This is a genomic window from Staphylococcus sp. HMSC14D10, from assembly GCF_001808125.1.
GTDB lineage: Bacteria > Bacillota > Bacilli > Staphylococcales > Staphylococcaceae > Staphylococcus > Staphylococcus haemolyticus.
Window position 1 is genome coordinate 19573 of record NZ_KV792271.1, and the last position, 15988, is coordinate 35560.

The window sequence follows — 15988 nt, forward strand, 5'->3', positions numbered from 1 at the left end:
AGGGTTAAATCTATTATTATTGTAATCCTGATCTTTCAGAGTTGTTGTTATTATTATTGTTGTTTTTTTCGTTTTTTTGTTGCCATTCTTTTTTAGTCATAACATCATCAACTTGCATGTTAACTTCTACAACTTGTAAGCCAGTGATATATTTAACTTGCTCTTTTACTAATTCAGTAACTTTACGGAAGATTTTTGGTGCTGATTCACCATATTCTAAGATTACTTTTAAGTCGATTGCTGCTTGTTTTTCGCCAACTTCAACAGAAACACCAGTAGTTACATTGTTGCCACTAGAGAAAGCATTAGTAAAGTTATCAGCGAAACCGCCTTTCATATCTAAGATACCTTTAACTTCACGAGCTGCGATTCCAGCAATTTTTTCTACAACTTCATCTGAGAAAGTTAATTTGTTTTCAAATTGTTGTTGTTCATTTTGTTCTCTGTATTGTTCTGCTTGTTTTTGCTGTTCTTCTCTTTCTTTTTCATTAACTCCAGTTTGATTATTGTAAGCTTGTTTAGCTTTGTTATTGTTATCTACTGACATATTACATTCTCCTTTATAATTGAATTTTTTTATTATTTAGTTCTTAAATAAATTATTTAACTCCATCTATTTAAGAAATTCATGAAATCCTGTGTACGGTCTTTAATATACCCAACACCAATTCCGATTAAACATAAAACGATAACCAAAATTGTTTTCCAAAACCCTAAAGTTAGGAATAAGATTGCTATAATTAAAAATGCAAAGAAACCAATGATACGCCATTTATATGATTTAATGAAGTCAATGATTTGTTGACTTGCATCTTGTCCATTTTGATTATTATTATCAGCCATGTTATCCCTCCCTTACAGAACACGTTGTCCAGCAGTTTTTTGATCTCTGACATTTACTTCAAGTTTTCTCACTGGTAATTCAGTAAAATGTTCTACATTATGCTTAATGTCTGAACGAATACTTTCAGTTAGTGACTTAACTTGTACATCATTTGGTACTAAGAAGTCAGCCTTGATATCAATGTAGGATTTGCTTTTCTTATTATAAAGCTTCGCTACAACATTAGGTTGTCTTACTTGATCGTATTTAGTAAGTGTATCGTAAGCTGATTTTTCAACTGCTTTACGAGATACATAAATATGACCATCATCATAATCTTGGTATAATCCTGGTTTTCTATATGTTGGTTTAAAGATGCTGAATACTAATATTAAACCTATCAATATAAGTAGAGCAGCTAAACCAATTAATAGTGGTTGGAACCAATTGAATTGTAAGAAGAAGTCTTGATACTTAGATATACGACTATCTTTTATGTACATAAACAATAGGAATCCAACAATAGCAACTATTAATAGGCCGAGGATAAAGTTTTTTAGCCTTTTCACCTCGTATGCACCTCCTAAATTATTGTTGAATTATTATATAGAAAATAATACCCTTTAAATATTTTTCAAAACATTAATGAAAAACTATTAATTTAATTATATAAATATTTATTAAAGTTTTACTTTCTAGATAGAATATTCCCAAATTTAGCACAATAAAAACATATATTTTATTATTATTTTTTCAATTCTTTTTGCTTTGAACTTTTATACTGTAATATGTTTGGAAACTTATTAGAAGTTCTTGGATGATCGATACTTAATGATTTAAACAATGACCAAATCATTAAGATAATAACTATTGAAAATGGTAAAGCGGCAATGATTAATAAGTTTTGAATCGCTTGTGTACCACCTGTATAAATCATAATCATTGCAAATAATGCTAGAATAATACCCCAACTTACTTTCACAAATGATGCAGGATTGATGTCACCTTTAGAACTAAGCATACCCAATACGTATGTTGCTGAATCGGCTGAAGTCACGAAGAAGATCATAATAACTACGAGAGTAATTATGCTAAGAATAAATCCTAGTGGATAATGTTCCAACGTAGCAAATGTTGCAGTTTCAGTAGCTTCTTTTGCAATGTTAGCAATGCCTTTATCTTGTAAATAAACGGCAGATGCTCCAAATACAGCAAAGAAGAAGAAACATACAAGTGAAGGTACAAATAGAACACCAAGTATAAATTCTTTAATTGTACGACCTCTAGATACCCTAGCAATAAAGATACCTACGAATGGTGCCCATGATACCCACCAAGCCCAATAGAATATTGTCCAGTTTTGGAGCCATTGGAATTTTTCTCCTCCATTCATTGGAATACGTAAACTCATACTAAAGAAATTAAAGATATAATTACCTAAACCATTTGTAAATGTATTTAGAATATAAAGTGTTGGGCCAACAATAAATAAGCCAATTAATACAATAAAGGCTAACAGCATATTGACGTTACTAAGCGTTTTAATCCCTTTATCTATACCTGACCAAGCAGACCACGTAAACAATATAGTCGCAATAATAATTAATATTACCTGTGTACCGAAATTGTTTGGTACATTAAATAGGAAATTTAGGCCTTCATTTATTTGAAGTGCACCAAATCCGAGAGTTGCTGCGACACCTGTAACAGTGGCGATAACAGCTAATACATCAATTGCACCACCTATAGGGCCTTTCATTGATTTTTCACCAAATATAGGAACTAAGGTTGCACTTACTAATCCAGGGTAGCCTTTATGGAAACTAAAATATGCAAAGACTAATGCTACAATTCCATATACTGCCCATGCATGTAATCCCCAATGAAAGAACGAAAATTGAAATGCATCATTGATTGCAGATTGAGTACCTGCTTTATGTATAGGGGGTAACGTAAATGCGTGACTTATTGGTTCTGCAGTAGTCCAAAATACTAGTCCAATACCCATACCAGCACTAAATAACATGGCGAACCAAGAAGGTAGTGAGAATTCAGGATCTTCACCTTCTTCACCAAGTGTTATCGATGCATATCTTGAAAACAATAAATATACACAAACAAAAAATATGAATAAAACCAATAACAAATAATACCAAGAAAAATTCTTTGCTATAAATGAAGTAATGTTTTGGGTTCCTGTTTCTAATTGTTTCGGCATAAAAGCGCCATATAAAACAAATAGAGTACAAATAGCTAATGCTGTCCAAAACACAAAACTAATTGATTTTTTTCGCAACATAATACTCCTTTCAATAAAATGGTTAATAAAGCATTTAAGTCAAAATAAAATGACGTTTATCCTATTGCCTTTTTTTATAGGAATAAACGCCATTTATAAAGAAATATATATAGTTTGTTAATTTAAATTAATGACCAATTTGCCAATCATTGTATTGGATTCTAATATTTGGTGTGCTTGATAGATGTTTTCAGTGGTTAATCCTTCTATAACTTTAGTTGTTGTAGGTTGATAAATATTCTGTTCAACCTTATTTGTTATGTCTTCTAAATATTCATGATGCTTTATCATATCGTCAGTTTGATTTAATGGTCTAGCAAACATAAATTCATGTGAGAAACTTAAACTTTTTGGTTTCAAAGCATTTAAATCTTGGTCATTTTCAAAAGCTACAATAGTAGCAATATGACCTCTAGGTTTCACTAATTGAATCATGTCGTCATAGTACATATCTGTATTAAATGTACAGAATACGTAATCAACCAGTTCAATACCTTGTGTCTTAAATTGATTTATTAAACTCTCTTTGTGATTGAGTACAATATCAGCACCCATTTTTTTAGTCCATTCAATCGTTTCATTACGCGATGCTGTTGTAATCACCCTTAAACCATAGAACTTAGCAATTTGAGTAACAATACTTCCTACACCACCTGCGCCATTTATAATTAACAACGTTTTACCTTCATTTTCACTACGTTTGCGTGAAATACCAAACACATCAAACAATGTTTCATATGCTGTTATACCGGTTAATGGTAAGCTTACTGCCTGCTCAGCGCTAATATTTTTAGGTGCCTTAGCTACTAATTTCTCATCAATCAATTGGTATTCCGAATTTGATCCGTTTTGATCAGGTGAACCAGAGTAATATACTACGTCACCCTGATTAAACATAGTAACTTCACTTCCAACAGATTCAACCACACCAATCGCATCAAATCCTAGTACACGAGGTATTTTTGACACGTTCATTAATCGTTGTTTTGTATCAACGGGATTGACACTAATAGACTGAATTTTAACTAATAATTCATTTCCTTTTGGTTCTGGTATATCTAAATTATAAGTTTTAAATAAATTTCCATCTGATAGTTTAAACGGTTGTTCAAATCCAATTGCTTTCACTATTCATCCGCCACCTTTTTCAAATCTAATATTAAACTAAGTATAATATTTCAAACAAATATATAGCAATATAGAAGCCTTCAATTTAAAATACAACTAAATCTAATTTTTCCTATAAAAATCATTGAAAGGAGCATATAAAAATTGAAATTAAGTATTTTAGATTATGTTCCAATTTTTGAAGGTAGAAACGCCCATGATGCATTTAATCATAGCATTACGTTAGCCCGAACTGCTGAACAATTAGGTTATACAAGATATTGGATTGCAGAACATCATAATGTATTATCTGTTGCGTCAAGTGCACCTGAAATCGTAATGATGATGCTATTAGAACAAACACAAACGATTAAAATAGGAAGCGGAGGCGTCATGTTACCGCACTACAGTGCCTACAAAGTGGCAGAACAATTTAGAATAATGGAAGCTCGCCATCCTAATAGAGTAGATATGGGTTTAGGTCGTTCTCCGAGTTTCAAGCAAGTAAATGAAGCACTTAATGAGTATAAATCAACAAAACCAAATTTAGACAATCAAATAGAGGACTTACTACACTACTTTAGCAACAAATATGAAGCCCCACATCGATTCATGTCTATCAAAGCAACACCTGAAATTAATACTTCTCCACAAATGTTTATTCTAGGTATGAGTGAGAGAAGTGCGGAATTAGCTGCTCAAAAAGGGCTACCATTCGTCATTGCATTTATGGGACAAACTCAAACCAAGATTAATAGCCTAATAGAATATTATCGAAAACGATACAAACAATTGAATGACATTTCAAAATCTAATGAGCCGTATGTAATTATGTCGACATTTGTAGTTACTGCAAACACGCTTAATAAAGTTGATGATTTATTAGATGCATTACATTTATGGCTTTTACGCATTAATTATCTCAACCAACCTAAATCATATCCTTCTATTAATACTGCTCAACAACGTAATTATAGCACTAGTGAACGTAATAAAATTGAGCAAAATAAAAGCCGTGTCATAAGTGGATTGCCTAAAGATATTCATCTAAAATTAACTTATTTATTAAATACGTATCAAGTGGATGAAATCATGATAATGCCTCATGTATATGGGGAACAAGCAAGATTGGAATTGATTCAATTAGTCGCCAATAATTCACTTTAAACTTTGATTATTTTAGTGTTCAAGTTATGTTATTACTTACTACTACCATAAAAAATTTATGATTTCATCTGACACTTCTTTATTATGATGTAGCGCACTATGTTGCGCTTTCTCCCCTTTATATTCAGATTCTTTATATGTTTTAGAACTATTGCCCAACAAGTATTTTAAGGAGCAAGACGAACTATTAGATACCCTTCCATCAGAGTGTGTTCCGTCTTTCAAATCACCATAAATATTTAGTACTTCTATGTTTTTATTTTTATAGACATCTTTTAGATCTAATAATTTTTCATAATCAGCATTCATTTTACTAGGCTTACCATCTTTATCGACAGTAATTTCATTTACTTTTTCATTTAAATATAAAACACCGTTATATGTACCAGCTATATTTACTTCTTTTTTAAGTTGAGATAATTGTTTATCATTTCCATAATATTTCATAAAATACGCAAAAGATAAGTTTCCCATTGAATGCGCTACAAAATTATAATTATCTATATTGTATTTTGATTTCATTTTTGTAAGTACATTTTTTATGTTTTGAGCATTTTGCATAATGTCACCATTTTTATTATCTTCAAATAATATTTTTATAATTGGATTCCTAGACTTCTTTGAAATTTTGCCACTAAACTGTACTTTTCCGTTTGATAAAACATATGCTGTAACTACATCCTTGATGACACCTTTTTTTACAGCTTGATAGACCATATATTTTTCAGAATTATTGGTTCCACCACATCCATGCATAAATAAAGTTGCAACTTTCTTTTTATCATTACTTTGATAATGAGATGAATTGTTACTCTTTGATTGACATCCTACTAATGTAAAAATCATTAGGCTAATAATCAAACTAGATATTATCTTTTTAAAAATTCTCATAATAATACTCCAATTTGTTTTCTTTAAGTATAAATGATGTAGTTACAAAAATGAAAATTAAGTTAAATTGTACGTTTAAGCATATGTGGTAATAATTTGAATATATATTTTTGAATTATTTTTTCATGTGATCAAGCCAAGAAAAAATAAATAGGACTGAGAAAAGCTAAATTTTAGCATTTCCCAATCCTACCTTACAATTGTATTTATCATTGCTGTTTGTTACAAAGTTATATTAAATGCAATTATTTTATTTCCTTACTTTCCGCTAGTTCTTTGTACCAATATGCGCTCTTTTTAGCATAACGTTCTTGCGTTTCAAAATCGACATAAAATAGACCGTATCGTTTTTCATAACCATTTGACCAAGAAAATACATCCATGAGTGACCAAATGAAGTACCCTTTCACATTCGCACCATCACGAATAGCATCAGAAATGACTTCTAAATGTTTTTTCACATAATCTATACGTGCATCATCATCTACAGTTTTACGTTCCTCATCAAATTGGTCTTTATAACCAAGTCCGTTCTCAGTAATATAAATTTTATGGTAATTAGGATAATCTTTAACTACTCGCATGATTTGATCATATAAGCCTTTAGGATAAATCATCCAGTCCCAATCAGTACGTGGTACATCAACATCAAATTCACGTTGACCTACACCTTTAAGTTGATATTTAGAACCACCTTTATCACCAGTAGCATTATGTGTAATTTCAGATTCGCCATCGTAACCTCTCATCCAATCACTCATGTAGTAATTGATACCAAGGAAGTCATTTAAATCTTTAGCCGCTTCTAATACTTTATAATCCTCTTCTGGTATGTCTAATTTACCACCATTTACTGATAAAATGTGTTGAACGCCTTCCATAGTTTCACGAGAATATTTACCTAGATAAGTTGCATCTAAAATGAATTTGTTATGAATAATATCTTCTAATTCAGCCGCTCTAACATCTTCTGGATTAGTTGGATCATAAGGATATTTAGTTGGTAAAGCATGCACGACACCTATTTCACCACTATAGCCATTATCTTTAAACAATTTAACTGCTTTCGCATGTGCGACCATCATGTTGTGATGTGATTGAAACACTTTAGCAAAGTCGTATTTAATTCCAGGAGGGAATTTACCTACTAAATATTGGCCATCACCGATAGGGCCAATCTCATTAAATGTAGTCCAATAATTTACTTCTTCAAATTCTTCGAAACAGAATTTTGCATACTCAATAAAGTACTCAATTGTCTTACGATTTAAGAAATCACCATCACTATGTAGTGTCTCTGGTGTATCAAAGTGATGTAACGTTACAAATGGTTCTACATGTCTTCTATGACATTCTTTAAATAAATTATGATAGTATTCAACACCTTTAGGATTAACCTCACCATATCCTTTAGGGAATATTCGTGACCATGCAATCGAAATACGAATGCCATTCACACCAAATTTTTCACTTAATTCTAAATCAATAGGATATTTATTATAAAAATCACTTGCTGGTTCAGCTGTATACCAATAGTTTTCTTCAAGATAAGTGTCCCATGCTACACGACCTTTTCCATCTGTTTGAGTCGCACCTTCTGCTTGATAAGCTGCTGTTGCACCACCGAATATAAAATCTTCTGGTAATTTTTTCATTATACTTTCATCTCCTAATTATTTTTCAAATTGTTGTTGAACGAAGTCTAATGCTGCTTTGCCATCTCGAGTTAAATTAATGTATTCAACACCTTGTGTTTTAGCTAATTTAATACCTAGTCGATCTGTATCTTGTTTTATATCTTCATAGTTAGAAGCAACTTGAGGCGCTAAAATAATTAATTGATAGTCTTTCATAATATCCATATGTGCACCATAACCACCAGCTGCCGCTTTTACAGGTACCTGATATTCTTCTGCAGCCTTGTTTAACGCATTTGCAAGTAATCCACTTGTACCGCCACCGGCACATAAGACTAAAACGTTAGTTTGTTCGTTAATTGAATTTGATGAATTTTTAGCCGATACTTCCTCATCTGAAGGTGCTGATTCAGTTGTTGTCGTTTCATTTGCACCAGCAGTTGCTAAAATTGCATCTGCTTTTTTCGTATCAAAGTTTGCTGATACTTTTTCTTTTAATTCATTATTTACTTCTTTATTACCACGTTCTTCTTCAAGAATTTGTTCATCATATACTTTTAAAAATGGATAATAAATCATAACATCAACTACAATTAATACAATTGCTAACACAAATGACCAAAATGCAAATCCTGTGCCCATCACAATACCAAGAGGACCTGGTGTCGTCCATGGTAAGAAGATGCTAAAACTATTCATTTTAAGTACATCAACAAAGAATTTAAAGATCCATACGTTTGCTATTGGTGCAAAAATAAATGGTATGAAAAATACTGGATTTAATACGAGTGGTGCACCAAATAAAATTGGTTCATTTACTCCAAAGAATGTTGGTACAACTGATGCTCTACCAATTGCTTTATTTCGTTTTGATTTAGTTAACCACATAAACATAAATGGCACGACTAATGTAGCACCGGTACCCCCCATAGTTGCAACGAACATTTGTGTACCAGGTGTAATAATTTTATCTGCATGTTCTCCTGCTTGAATCAAATTTAAGTTTGTTTCAAGATTTGCATAAGTAATTGCAGCGATCGCTGGTTCAACAATAGATGGACCATGTATACCTACAAACCAGAAGAATGCGAAAGCACCGAAGATAAGTGTGACACCAATCCAGCCATCTGCCGCAGTAAATAATGGTTCAAAGATTTTTAATACGGCGTTCGCTACATTTGTATGAATAAATTTCCTTGATAATAAATCTAATGCATAAATAATGATAATAACCGCTGACAACGGGAAGATATCTTTAAATACCTGAGAAATATTTGGTGGCACTTCTTTAGGCATTTTTATTGTAATATTTCTTTTAATAAAGAAATTATAAACAATTACGGTAATAAAGGCTGAAATAAAGGCTGTTAATAATCCTTTAGTGCCCATAAATGCACTTAAAAATCCACCCTCTTTAATAGGATCTGCTGCTAAGAATAAAAATCCACTCATCGCAGCCATCATTGTAGAAATAAAGTTAATTTGATTGGTTTTATCTAATTTCCTGTTGTAGGAATCGGTTAAAGACTTAGCTGTTGTTCCAGCTACAATCAAACCAACAATTCCCATGGTATAGTTATATGGTTTCATCAATATACCTTCCATCGTTTTACTCCAAGTGAAGCCAAACACGTTAGGTACATATGTGATTAAAATAAATATACTTGAGAACAAGATAATTGGAATTGCTGCAATAAATCCATCACGAATCGCTCTTAAATAAATATTACGAGATATTTTTTCAAAGAACGGCTTTCCTTTTTCTATCCATGCTATTAACTTATTCATAGGGGTCAGCTCCCTTTTTTGTATAATTCAATTAAATGCTTCATTAAATCTTTTAATAATAACGTTGTCATTAAATGGTCTTGACCGTGAATCATTGTAATACTAAATGCAATGTCATCACCTTGCGCTTCTTGAGCTAATAAGTTTGTTTGAGCTTTATGTGCATTTGCAATACATTCATTTGCTTCCTCCGTAAGTTGTTCAGCTTTATCAAAATCACCTTCATTAGCAGCGTTTAATGCCTCTAATAATTTCGAACGTGCATCTCCTGCATATGCGACAATTTCAAAACCAAGTAATTGTACTTCTTCTCTGTTCATATGAATAACCTCCCCTAAGTTATTTTGCTTTCCAAGATGTTGCAGTTGTTTTTAGTACTTTATTTAAATCATCAATGTTTTTATATCCAGTTGTACGTAACCATTCTCTTGCAGCTTGTTCTCCTTGTTCAATATAAACTTTAACTGCACCAGACCATGTCGCACGCCCACATAACACACCATTGAAATGTGCACCTGCATCATGTGCAAATGTTAATGTTTCTTGGAATAATTCAGCTGATACACCAGCACTTAAATAAATATAAGGTAAATGTGTCGCTGCTTCTTGATCACGGAAATGTTGTGCTGCTTCTTCTTTTGTGTATACAACTTCACCCTCTGTAAATCCTTCAACAAAATTCATATTTACGGGTACTTCAACTTTAAGCACATCAACATTGAATCGATCTTCAGAGAATAACTTCATTGCTTCATTTACTTTACGAGGTTTTACTTTTGCAAATTCAGCACTTTTATTATCTGGAATATTATCATCATAAGTTAACACTTCTAAGAAAAATGGAATGTCTTCAGCAACACATTCTGAACCAATTCGTTCAATATAAGCTTTCTTTTGAATGTTAATCTCTTCTGAATCATCTACATCATAATAAAGTAAGAATTTAACTGCATTGGCACCCTGTTCTTTTAAACGTTTAGCAGACCATTCTACTAAGCAATCTGGTAAACGACCTTTTGCATTCACGTCATATCCAGTTTTTTCATATGCAAGTAATAAACCACACTCTTTATTACGTGCATCAGAAGCAGGTAAGCCATATTCAGGATCTAAAAGAATAGAAGATGCATATTGTGTTAACTCTTCTGATACAAGTACTTTTAATTGTTCAATTTGTTCAACTGTAGGAGGTTCTGTTTGATGTTCAGCCATCATTCTTTTTAATGCTCCACGTTGATCAAATGCTAAAGCTGAAATAATCCCATCTTGATTACTTAATTGTTCGATTGATGCTAGTTTTTGTTGTGATTTTGTCATGAATTACACCTCTATAACTTCAATTTGTTTGAATAGTTCTTTAAATTTATCTACATTAATATGACCTGTTTGATGCTCCATTGCATTTAACATTCCAAATGCATTAGCTTTTTTCAGTAAATCTTCATCGGATTGTTGATGAACAAGACCTGATGCAATACCTGCCACTGTAGAATCACCAGACCCTACAGGATTAACGACTTCTATTTTTGGAATATTTACTTTATAAAATGTTTGATGATGTTTAGCGAAAGCGCCATCGCCACCTAAAGAAACAATAATCCATTCAATACCTTTGAATATGGGTTGAGTAACCGCTTCTTTTAAACTATCGATATCTGTAGTGACAGTAGTGTGTAATAATTGAGATAATTCATCAATATTAGGTTTTATCACTGAAGGCTTATTCTCGCTTAACAATACATCCATTAATGATTGACCAGAACTATCTAAAATCGTAGGTAGACCTTGTTTATTTGCTAATTTCACAATATCAGCGTAGTAATTTGTATTAAGACCTTTAGGTAAACTTCCAGACATCGCTATAACATTAGCTCTTTTAAATAGTTCTAAAAGATGTGTTTTATAGCTCTCTGCTTCTTCCTTGCCAATAGTTGGTCCTTGTTCAAGTATTTCAGTTTGTTGTCCTTCATGTAGAATAGCGATACAATTTCGTGTTTCTCCTTTTATTTTGAAGAAAGACTGTTCAATTTGAGCATCCGTTAATTGTTCTTCAATAAATTGACCTAATGCGCCACCTAAAAAGCCACTTGCTAACACATTTTCGCCAAATTCTGATAATACACGTGTTACATTTAATCCTTTTCCTCCAGCAGTTTTACTCGTCTTTTTAACTCTATTCACAGTATCTAGATGAAACTGTTCTAATGGGTAAGAGATATCAACTGAAGGATTTAAAGTTAATGTTAGAATCATTTCACATCTTCCTTAACCGTGATATTCACCTTTGTCCCATTTTTCTAAGAATTCATCAAAGAAATGAGGATTAGCTTGATTATCGTTATGTGCTTCTAAATGATTAATTTTAGCAATTAATTTTTTATTTTCTTCAGTAGGTTTGTATTCCGCTTTAATAAATGCATCAACGATATCGAAAATAAATAATTCGCCTGCTACTTTACCGCCGAAACTAACAACATTAGCATTTAATTCTTCTTTTGAATAAAGTGCTGATGTCATATCACGTACTAATGCTGTTCTTACACCTGGGACTTTGTTTGCTGCATTACTAATACCAACGCCTGTACCACAAATACATACGCCTAAATCTGCTTCTCCACTAGCTACTTTTTCTCCTACTTTTTTACCGAAGATAGGATAATGTGTACGTGTAAAATCATACGTACCTACATCAATAACTTCATGTCCTTGAGCTTTTAAATGTTGTGAAACTTCCATTTTTGTATCAGTTACAATGTGATCGCAACCTATAGCAATTTTCATTATTTATTCCTCCAATTAGCACATTTTATTTAACATATCTACACGGATTTGGTGACGTCCGCCATCATAGTGTCCATTTACAAATTCTTTAGCAATATTTTTTGCTAATGTATCGCCTACAATTTCAGAGCCCATTGTAATCATGCGTGCATTGTTGTGACTACGTGTCATATATGCTGAACGTTCATCTGATACTTCAGCAGCAATCATTCCTTTTACTTTTGTAGCGACAATAAAACTACCTGCACCATAAGCATCCACTGCAATTCCTAAATTATCATCGTTCTTTTGTACTTCGTGTACAACTGCTAATGTTGAATCAACAAAGTCTAATTCTTTTCCTTCTGTTACATCTACTACATCATGGTTATTTTCTTTTAAAAATGTTTTTATAACATCTTTAAGACGTTGACCAGCGACATCTGAACCAATAAAAATTGTCATAATGATTCTCCTTTGAAAATAAGATAATTAAACACATGTGTTTGAAAAAGCGCTTTCAAATATTTACACCTAAATTATAAACATAAATAAACAAATAATCAACAATAAATGTTCGAATGTTGTTTAAAATTTTGTTTTTTTAAACAAAACATTTCATTTTTATGTTTAATTACGTTCAATTATCTAAAAAAATACCAAGATTGTTTAAATAAACAATCTTGGTATCATTCAATTAATGTATCACTTCTGTATAAGCTTTTAATTTTTGTACATTATCTTCATCATTTTTATCTACAACAACTGCTGTTAAATCTTCTAAATGACATAATTGGGTAAAATCTTCTTTTCCAATTTTTGAATTATCAATTAATAAGTATTTTTCAAGTGAACGATGAAGTGCAAGTTGTTGTGTATACGCTTCGTCAATTGTAGAAGTGAGCACATCTGCATCTTTTATTCCATTACAACTAAAAAACATTTTACTAAATCGTTTTGTTTTAAGAAGCGTATTCGTCATTTCACCTACAAATGATTCAGTAAGTTCTCTCATTTCTCCACCTAATAAGTAAACTTTAAAATTTAGCGAACGCTTTTCAAATAATATTTGAAATACTGGAAAACAATTCGTAATCACTGTTAATGACTCTCGATCTATTAATTGAGCCAGTAACTCGATTGTTGTTCCAGGTCCCAAAAAAATCGTATCGTTTTCTTCAATTAAGTTAACAGCTTTCCTTGCGACAGCACGTTTTTCTTCAATATTCTCTGTGTGCTTTTCTTGATGAGACTTTTCTTTAATTTGAAAAGCTGAATTACTACGTGCACCGCCATGTATTTTAGTTAGTAATCCTTTTTCTTCTAGTTCAGCTAAATCACGACGTACTGTCATATCAGATACGTTAAGTTCCTCAACGATTTCATTCGTCCTAACCGTTCCTTTTTGATTTACGAGTTTAGTAATTTCTTCTAAACGATCGTATTTATTCATTCAAATTCTCACATCCAACTCTATTTTATTAAAAAGTTCTTTTTATAAGAACAATTGATTTTTTATAAAGATTTTAAACGCAATTTCATTCTATACTATTATATGTTTTAACACTATTATTTATTGTTTTTCAACATTCATTGCTTCTTGAAAACTAGAAAATAAATAGCAAAATATGTTGTAATAATAGTATAAGATTTATTTTTAAAAAAAACTATACAGTATTGATGATAAATGAGGTGCTCCGATTGGGTAATAAAATCGAAAAATTAAAAGAAATTGTTGATAAATCAAACAAAATTGTATTCTTTACTGGTGCAGGTGTATCGGTTGCAAGTGGTATACCTGATTTCCGTTCAATGGGTGGATTATTTGATGAAATTTCAAAAGAAGGTTATTCACCTGAATATTTATTAAGTGTTGATCATTTAAATGATAATAAAGAAAGCTTTATCGACTTTTATCATAAACGACTACTAGTAGCAGATAAAAAACCTAACATCGTCCATGAGTGGATTGCAGAGTTAGAAAAAGAAGGCAAATCTTTAGGTGTGATTACCCAAAATATCGATGGGTTACATGAAGATGCCGGAAGTGAACAGATTGATGAAATTCATGGTACACTGAATCGCTTTTATTGCATCAATTGTGGAAAAGAATATACGAAATCATATGTTATGGGACACAAATTAAGATATTGTGAGAACTGTGGTGATGTGATTCGCCCTGATATCGTATTATACGGTGAAATGCTCGATCAACCTACTGTCTTTAGAGCATTAGATAAAATCCAAAAAGCAGATACTGTCATTGTGTTAGGTTCATCCTTAGTCGTACAACCTGCTGCAGGCTTTATTTCTAACTTTACAGGAGATAATCTTGTAATTATTAATAGAGACGCTACACCGTATGATAGACAAGCAAGTTTAGTTATTCATAATGACATGACAGAAGTTGTTGAAGAAGTATTTAAAAAATAAATATAAAGTTCAAAAGCTAGAGGTTTTATGAATCTCTAGCTTTTATTGCATACAAAAAGCACTTCTCGAAATTGAGAAGTGCTTTAAACATTTCAGTTGAACACAAATTGCTAACGCAATTTGCATACAGAACTTGTAAGCAAACAAGTTTGCAACAATTCCAGCATTAACGTTTTGAGAATTGTGGAGAACGACGTGCTTTTTTAAGACCTGGTTTTTTACGTTCTTTCATACGTGGGTCACGAGTTAATAGACCTGCGCGTTTTAAAGAACCTCTGTATTCAGGATCTGCTTCTAATAATGCACGTGCGATTCCGTGACGGATAGCTTGTGCTTGTCCAGTGAAACCACCACCGTGTACGTTAACTAATACATCATAGTTACCTTTAGTTTCTGTAACATCAAATGGTTGGTTTAAGTCTAAGATTAATGATTCGAATGGTAAGTACTCACGTACGTCACGTTCGTTAACTGTGATATTACCTTCACCTGGTACTAAACGTACACGTGCTACTGAGTTTTTACGACGGCCTGTGCCTCTATATTCAACTTGTGCCAATGTAATTTCCTCCTTCTAATTAACCACGTAACTCGTAGTTTTCTGGTTGTTGTGCAGCGTGTGGATGTTCAGCGCCACCATATACAAATAATTTTTTACCTTGTTTTTCACCTAAACGTGAACTTGGTAACATACCTTTGATTGAAGTTTCAAGTAAACGTTCTGGATTATTACGTTTTAACTCACCAGCTGTAACTGATTTGATACCGCCTGGGTGGTTTGAGTGACGATAATAAATTTTATCTGATTCTTTTTTACCAGTTAATTCGATTTTAGAAGCGTTAATGATGATTACATAATCACCAGTGTCAACGTGTGGTGTATAAGTTACTTTATTTTTACCGCGTAAGATAGATGCTACTTCAGATGATAAACGACCTAATGTTTGGCCTTCAGCATCAATAACATACCATTTGCGCTCAATGTTTGATTCATTTGCCATAAATGTTTGACGCATAATAATTGTCCTCCTAAAAATAAATGCTTCGTTTTAGATTACAGGTACGTATCGCAGTCGAACCTAC

General features: G+C 32.1%; 18 protein-coding genes. 2 read left to right on the forward strand and 16 right to left on the reverse strand.

Annotated elements, in window-relative coordinates:
- Positions 1–16: 16 nt before the first annotated feature.
- From HMPREF3134_RS10495 to HMPREF3134_RS10515, 5 genes are all read right to left on the reverse strand, one after another.
- The gene (locus HMPREF3134_RS10495; RefSeq protein ID WP_011275168.1) at positions 17–547 is read right to left on the reverse strand and encodes an Asp23/Gls24 family envelope stress response protein; all 531 of its coding nucleotides are present in this window, start codon (positions 545–547) and stop codon (positions 17–19) included.
- A 56-nt stretch (positions 548–603) separates the two neighbouring features.
- The gene (locus HMPREF3134_RS10500) at positions 604–843 is read right to left on the reverse strand and encodes a DUF2273 domain-containing protein (RefSeq protein ID WP_011275167.1); all 240 of its coding nucleotides are present in this window, start codon (positions 841–843) and stop codon (positions 604–606) included.
- A 12-nt stretch (positions 844–855) separates the two neighbouring features.
- A complete protein-coding gene (gene amaP / locus HMPREF3134_RS10505) occupies positions 856–1392 on the reverse strand; it encodes an alkaline shock response membrane anchor protein AmaP (RefSeq protein WP_070442730.1) in 537 nt (178 codons plus the stop codon).
- A 176-nt stretch (positions 1393–1568) separates the two neighbouring features.
- Positions 1569–3119, reverse strand: a complete 1551-nt coding sequence (locus HMPREF3134_RS10510; RefSeq protein WP_070442733.1) for a BCCT family transporter — start codon at positions 3117–3119, stop codon at positions 1569–1571.
- Between the two features lie 120 nt (positions 3120–3239).
- Complete coding sequence (locus HMPREF3134_RS10515; protein ID WP_070442736.1) at positions 3240–4250, reverse strand: zinc-binding alcohol dehydrogenase family protein; 1011 nt, start codon at positions 4248–4250, stop codon at positions 3240–3242.
- A 144-nt stretch (positions 4251–4394) separates the two neighbouring features.
- Here HMPREF3134_RS10515 and HMPREF3134_RS10520 point away from each other — a divergent pair, with 144 nt between their 5' ends.
- Positions 4395–5396, forward strand: coding sequence for an LLM class flavin-dependent oxidoreductase (locus HMPREF3134_RS10520; protein ID WP_070442739.1), 1002 nt, complete (start codon positions 4395–4397; stop codon positions 5394–5396).
- A 42-nt stretch (positions 5397–5438) separates the two neighbouring features.
- Here HMPREF3134_RS10520 and HMPREF3134_RS10525 read toward each other — a convergent pair whose 3' ends face one another.
- From HMPREF3134_RS10525 to HMPREF3134_RS10565, 9 genes are all read right to left on the reverse strand, one after another.
- On the reverse strand, positions 5439–6290 hold the full coding sequence (locus tag HMPREF3134_RS10525) for an alpha/beta hydrolase (RefSeq protein WP_370739558.1): 852 nt from the start codon (positions 6288–6290) through the stop codon (positions 5439–5441).
- Between the two features lie 242 nt (positions 6291–6532).
- Positions 6533–7945 carry a 6-phospho-beta-galactosidase gene (lacG, locus tag HMPREF3134_RS10530; RefSeq protein ID WP_141738641.1) on the reverse strand — a complete coding sequence of 471 codons (1413 nt, stop codon included), beginning with the start codon at positions 7943–7945 and terminating at the stop codon, positions 6533–6535.
- Positions 7946–7960: 15 nt separating this feature from the next.
- Entirely contained in the window at positions 7961–9712 is a 1752-nt protein-coding gene (locus HMPREF3134_RS10535) for a lactose-specific PTS transporter subunit EIIC (protein ID WP_070442747.1), read from the reverse strand.
- Positions 9713–9717: 5 nt separating this feature from the next.
- Positions 9718–10032, reverse strand: a complete 315-nt coding sequence (locus HMPREF3134_RS10540) for a PTS lactose/cellobiose transporter subunit IIA (RefSeq protein WP_002448512.1) — start codon at positions 10030–10032, stop codon at positions 9718–9720.
- A gap of 19 nt (positions 10033–10051) precedes the next feature.
- Positions 10052–11029 (reverse strand): tagatose-bisphosphate aldolase, encoded by a 978-nt coding sequence (gene lacD, locus HMPREF3134_RS10545; RefSeq protein ID WP_011275158.1) that lies wholly within the window; start codon positions 11027–11029, stop codon positions 10052–10054.
- Between the two features lie 3 nt (positions 11030–11032).
- Entirely contained in the window at positions 11033–11965 is a 933-nt protein-coding gene (locus HMPREF3134_RS10550; RefSeq protein ID WP_070442750.1) for a tagatose-6-phosphate kinase, read from the reverse strand.
- A 12-nt stretch (positions 11966–11977) separates the two neighbouring features.
- Positions 11978–12493 carry a galactose-6-phosphate isomerase subunit LacB gene (gene lacB / locus HMPREF3134_RS10555; protein ID WP_070442753.1) on the reverse strand — a complete coding sequence of 172 codons (516 nt, stop codon included), beginning with the start codon at positions 12491–12493 and terminating at the stop codon, positions 11978–11980.
- 15 nt (positions 12494–12508) lie between these two features.
- Entirely contained in the window at positions 12509–12937 is a 429-nt protein-coding gene (gene lacA, locus HMPREF3134_RS10560; protein ID WP_002455017.1) for a galactose-6-phosphate isomerase subunit LacA, read from the reverse strand.
- Positions 12938–13169: 232 nt separating this feature from the next.
- Positions 13170–13925, reverse strand: coding sequence for a DeoR/GlpR family DNA-binding transcription regulator (locus HMPREF3134_RS10565; RefSeq protein ID WP_070442756.1), 756 nt, complete (start codon positions 13923–13925; stop codon positions 13170–13172).
- Positions 13926–14152: 227 nt separating this feature from the next.
- On the opposite strand from HMPREF3134_RS10565, the gene HMPREF3134_RS10570 reads away from it, so the two are divergent.
- Positions 14153–14905, forward strand: coding sequence for an NAD-dependent protein deacylase (locus HMPREF3134_RS10570; RefSeq protein WP_070442759.1), 753 nt, complete (start codon positions 14153–14155; stop codon positions 14903–14905).
- Positions 14906–15071: 166 nt separating this feature from the next.
- On the opposite strand, the gene rpsI is transcribed toward HMPREF3134_RS10570, so the two are convergent.
- Both rpsI and rplM read right to left on the reverse strand, forming a co-directional pair.
- A complete protein-coding gene (rpsI, locus tag HMPREF3134_RS10575; protein ID WP_011275150.1) occupies positions 15072–15464 on the reverse strand; it encodes a 30S ribosomal protein S9 in 393 nt (130 codons plus the stop codon).
- 19 nt (positions 15465–15483) lie between these two features.
- A complete protein-coding gene (gene rplM, locus HMPREF3134_RS10580) occupies positions 15484–15921 on the reverse strand; it encodes a 50S ribosomal protein L13 (protein WP_070442762.1) in 438 nt (145 codons plus the stop codon).
- Between the last annotated feature and the right edge of the window lie 67 nt (positions 15922–15988).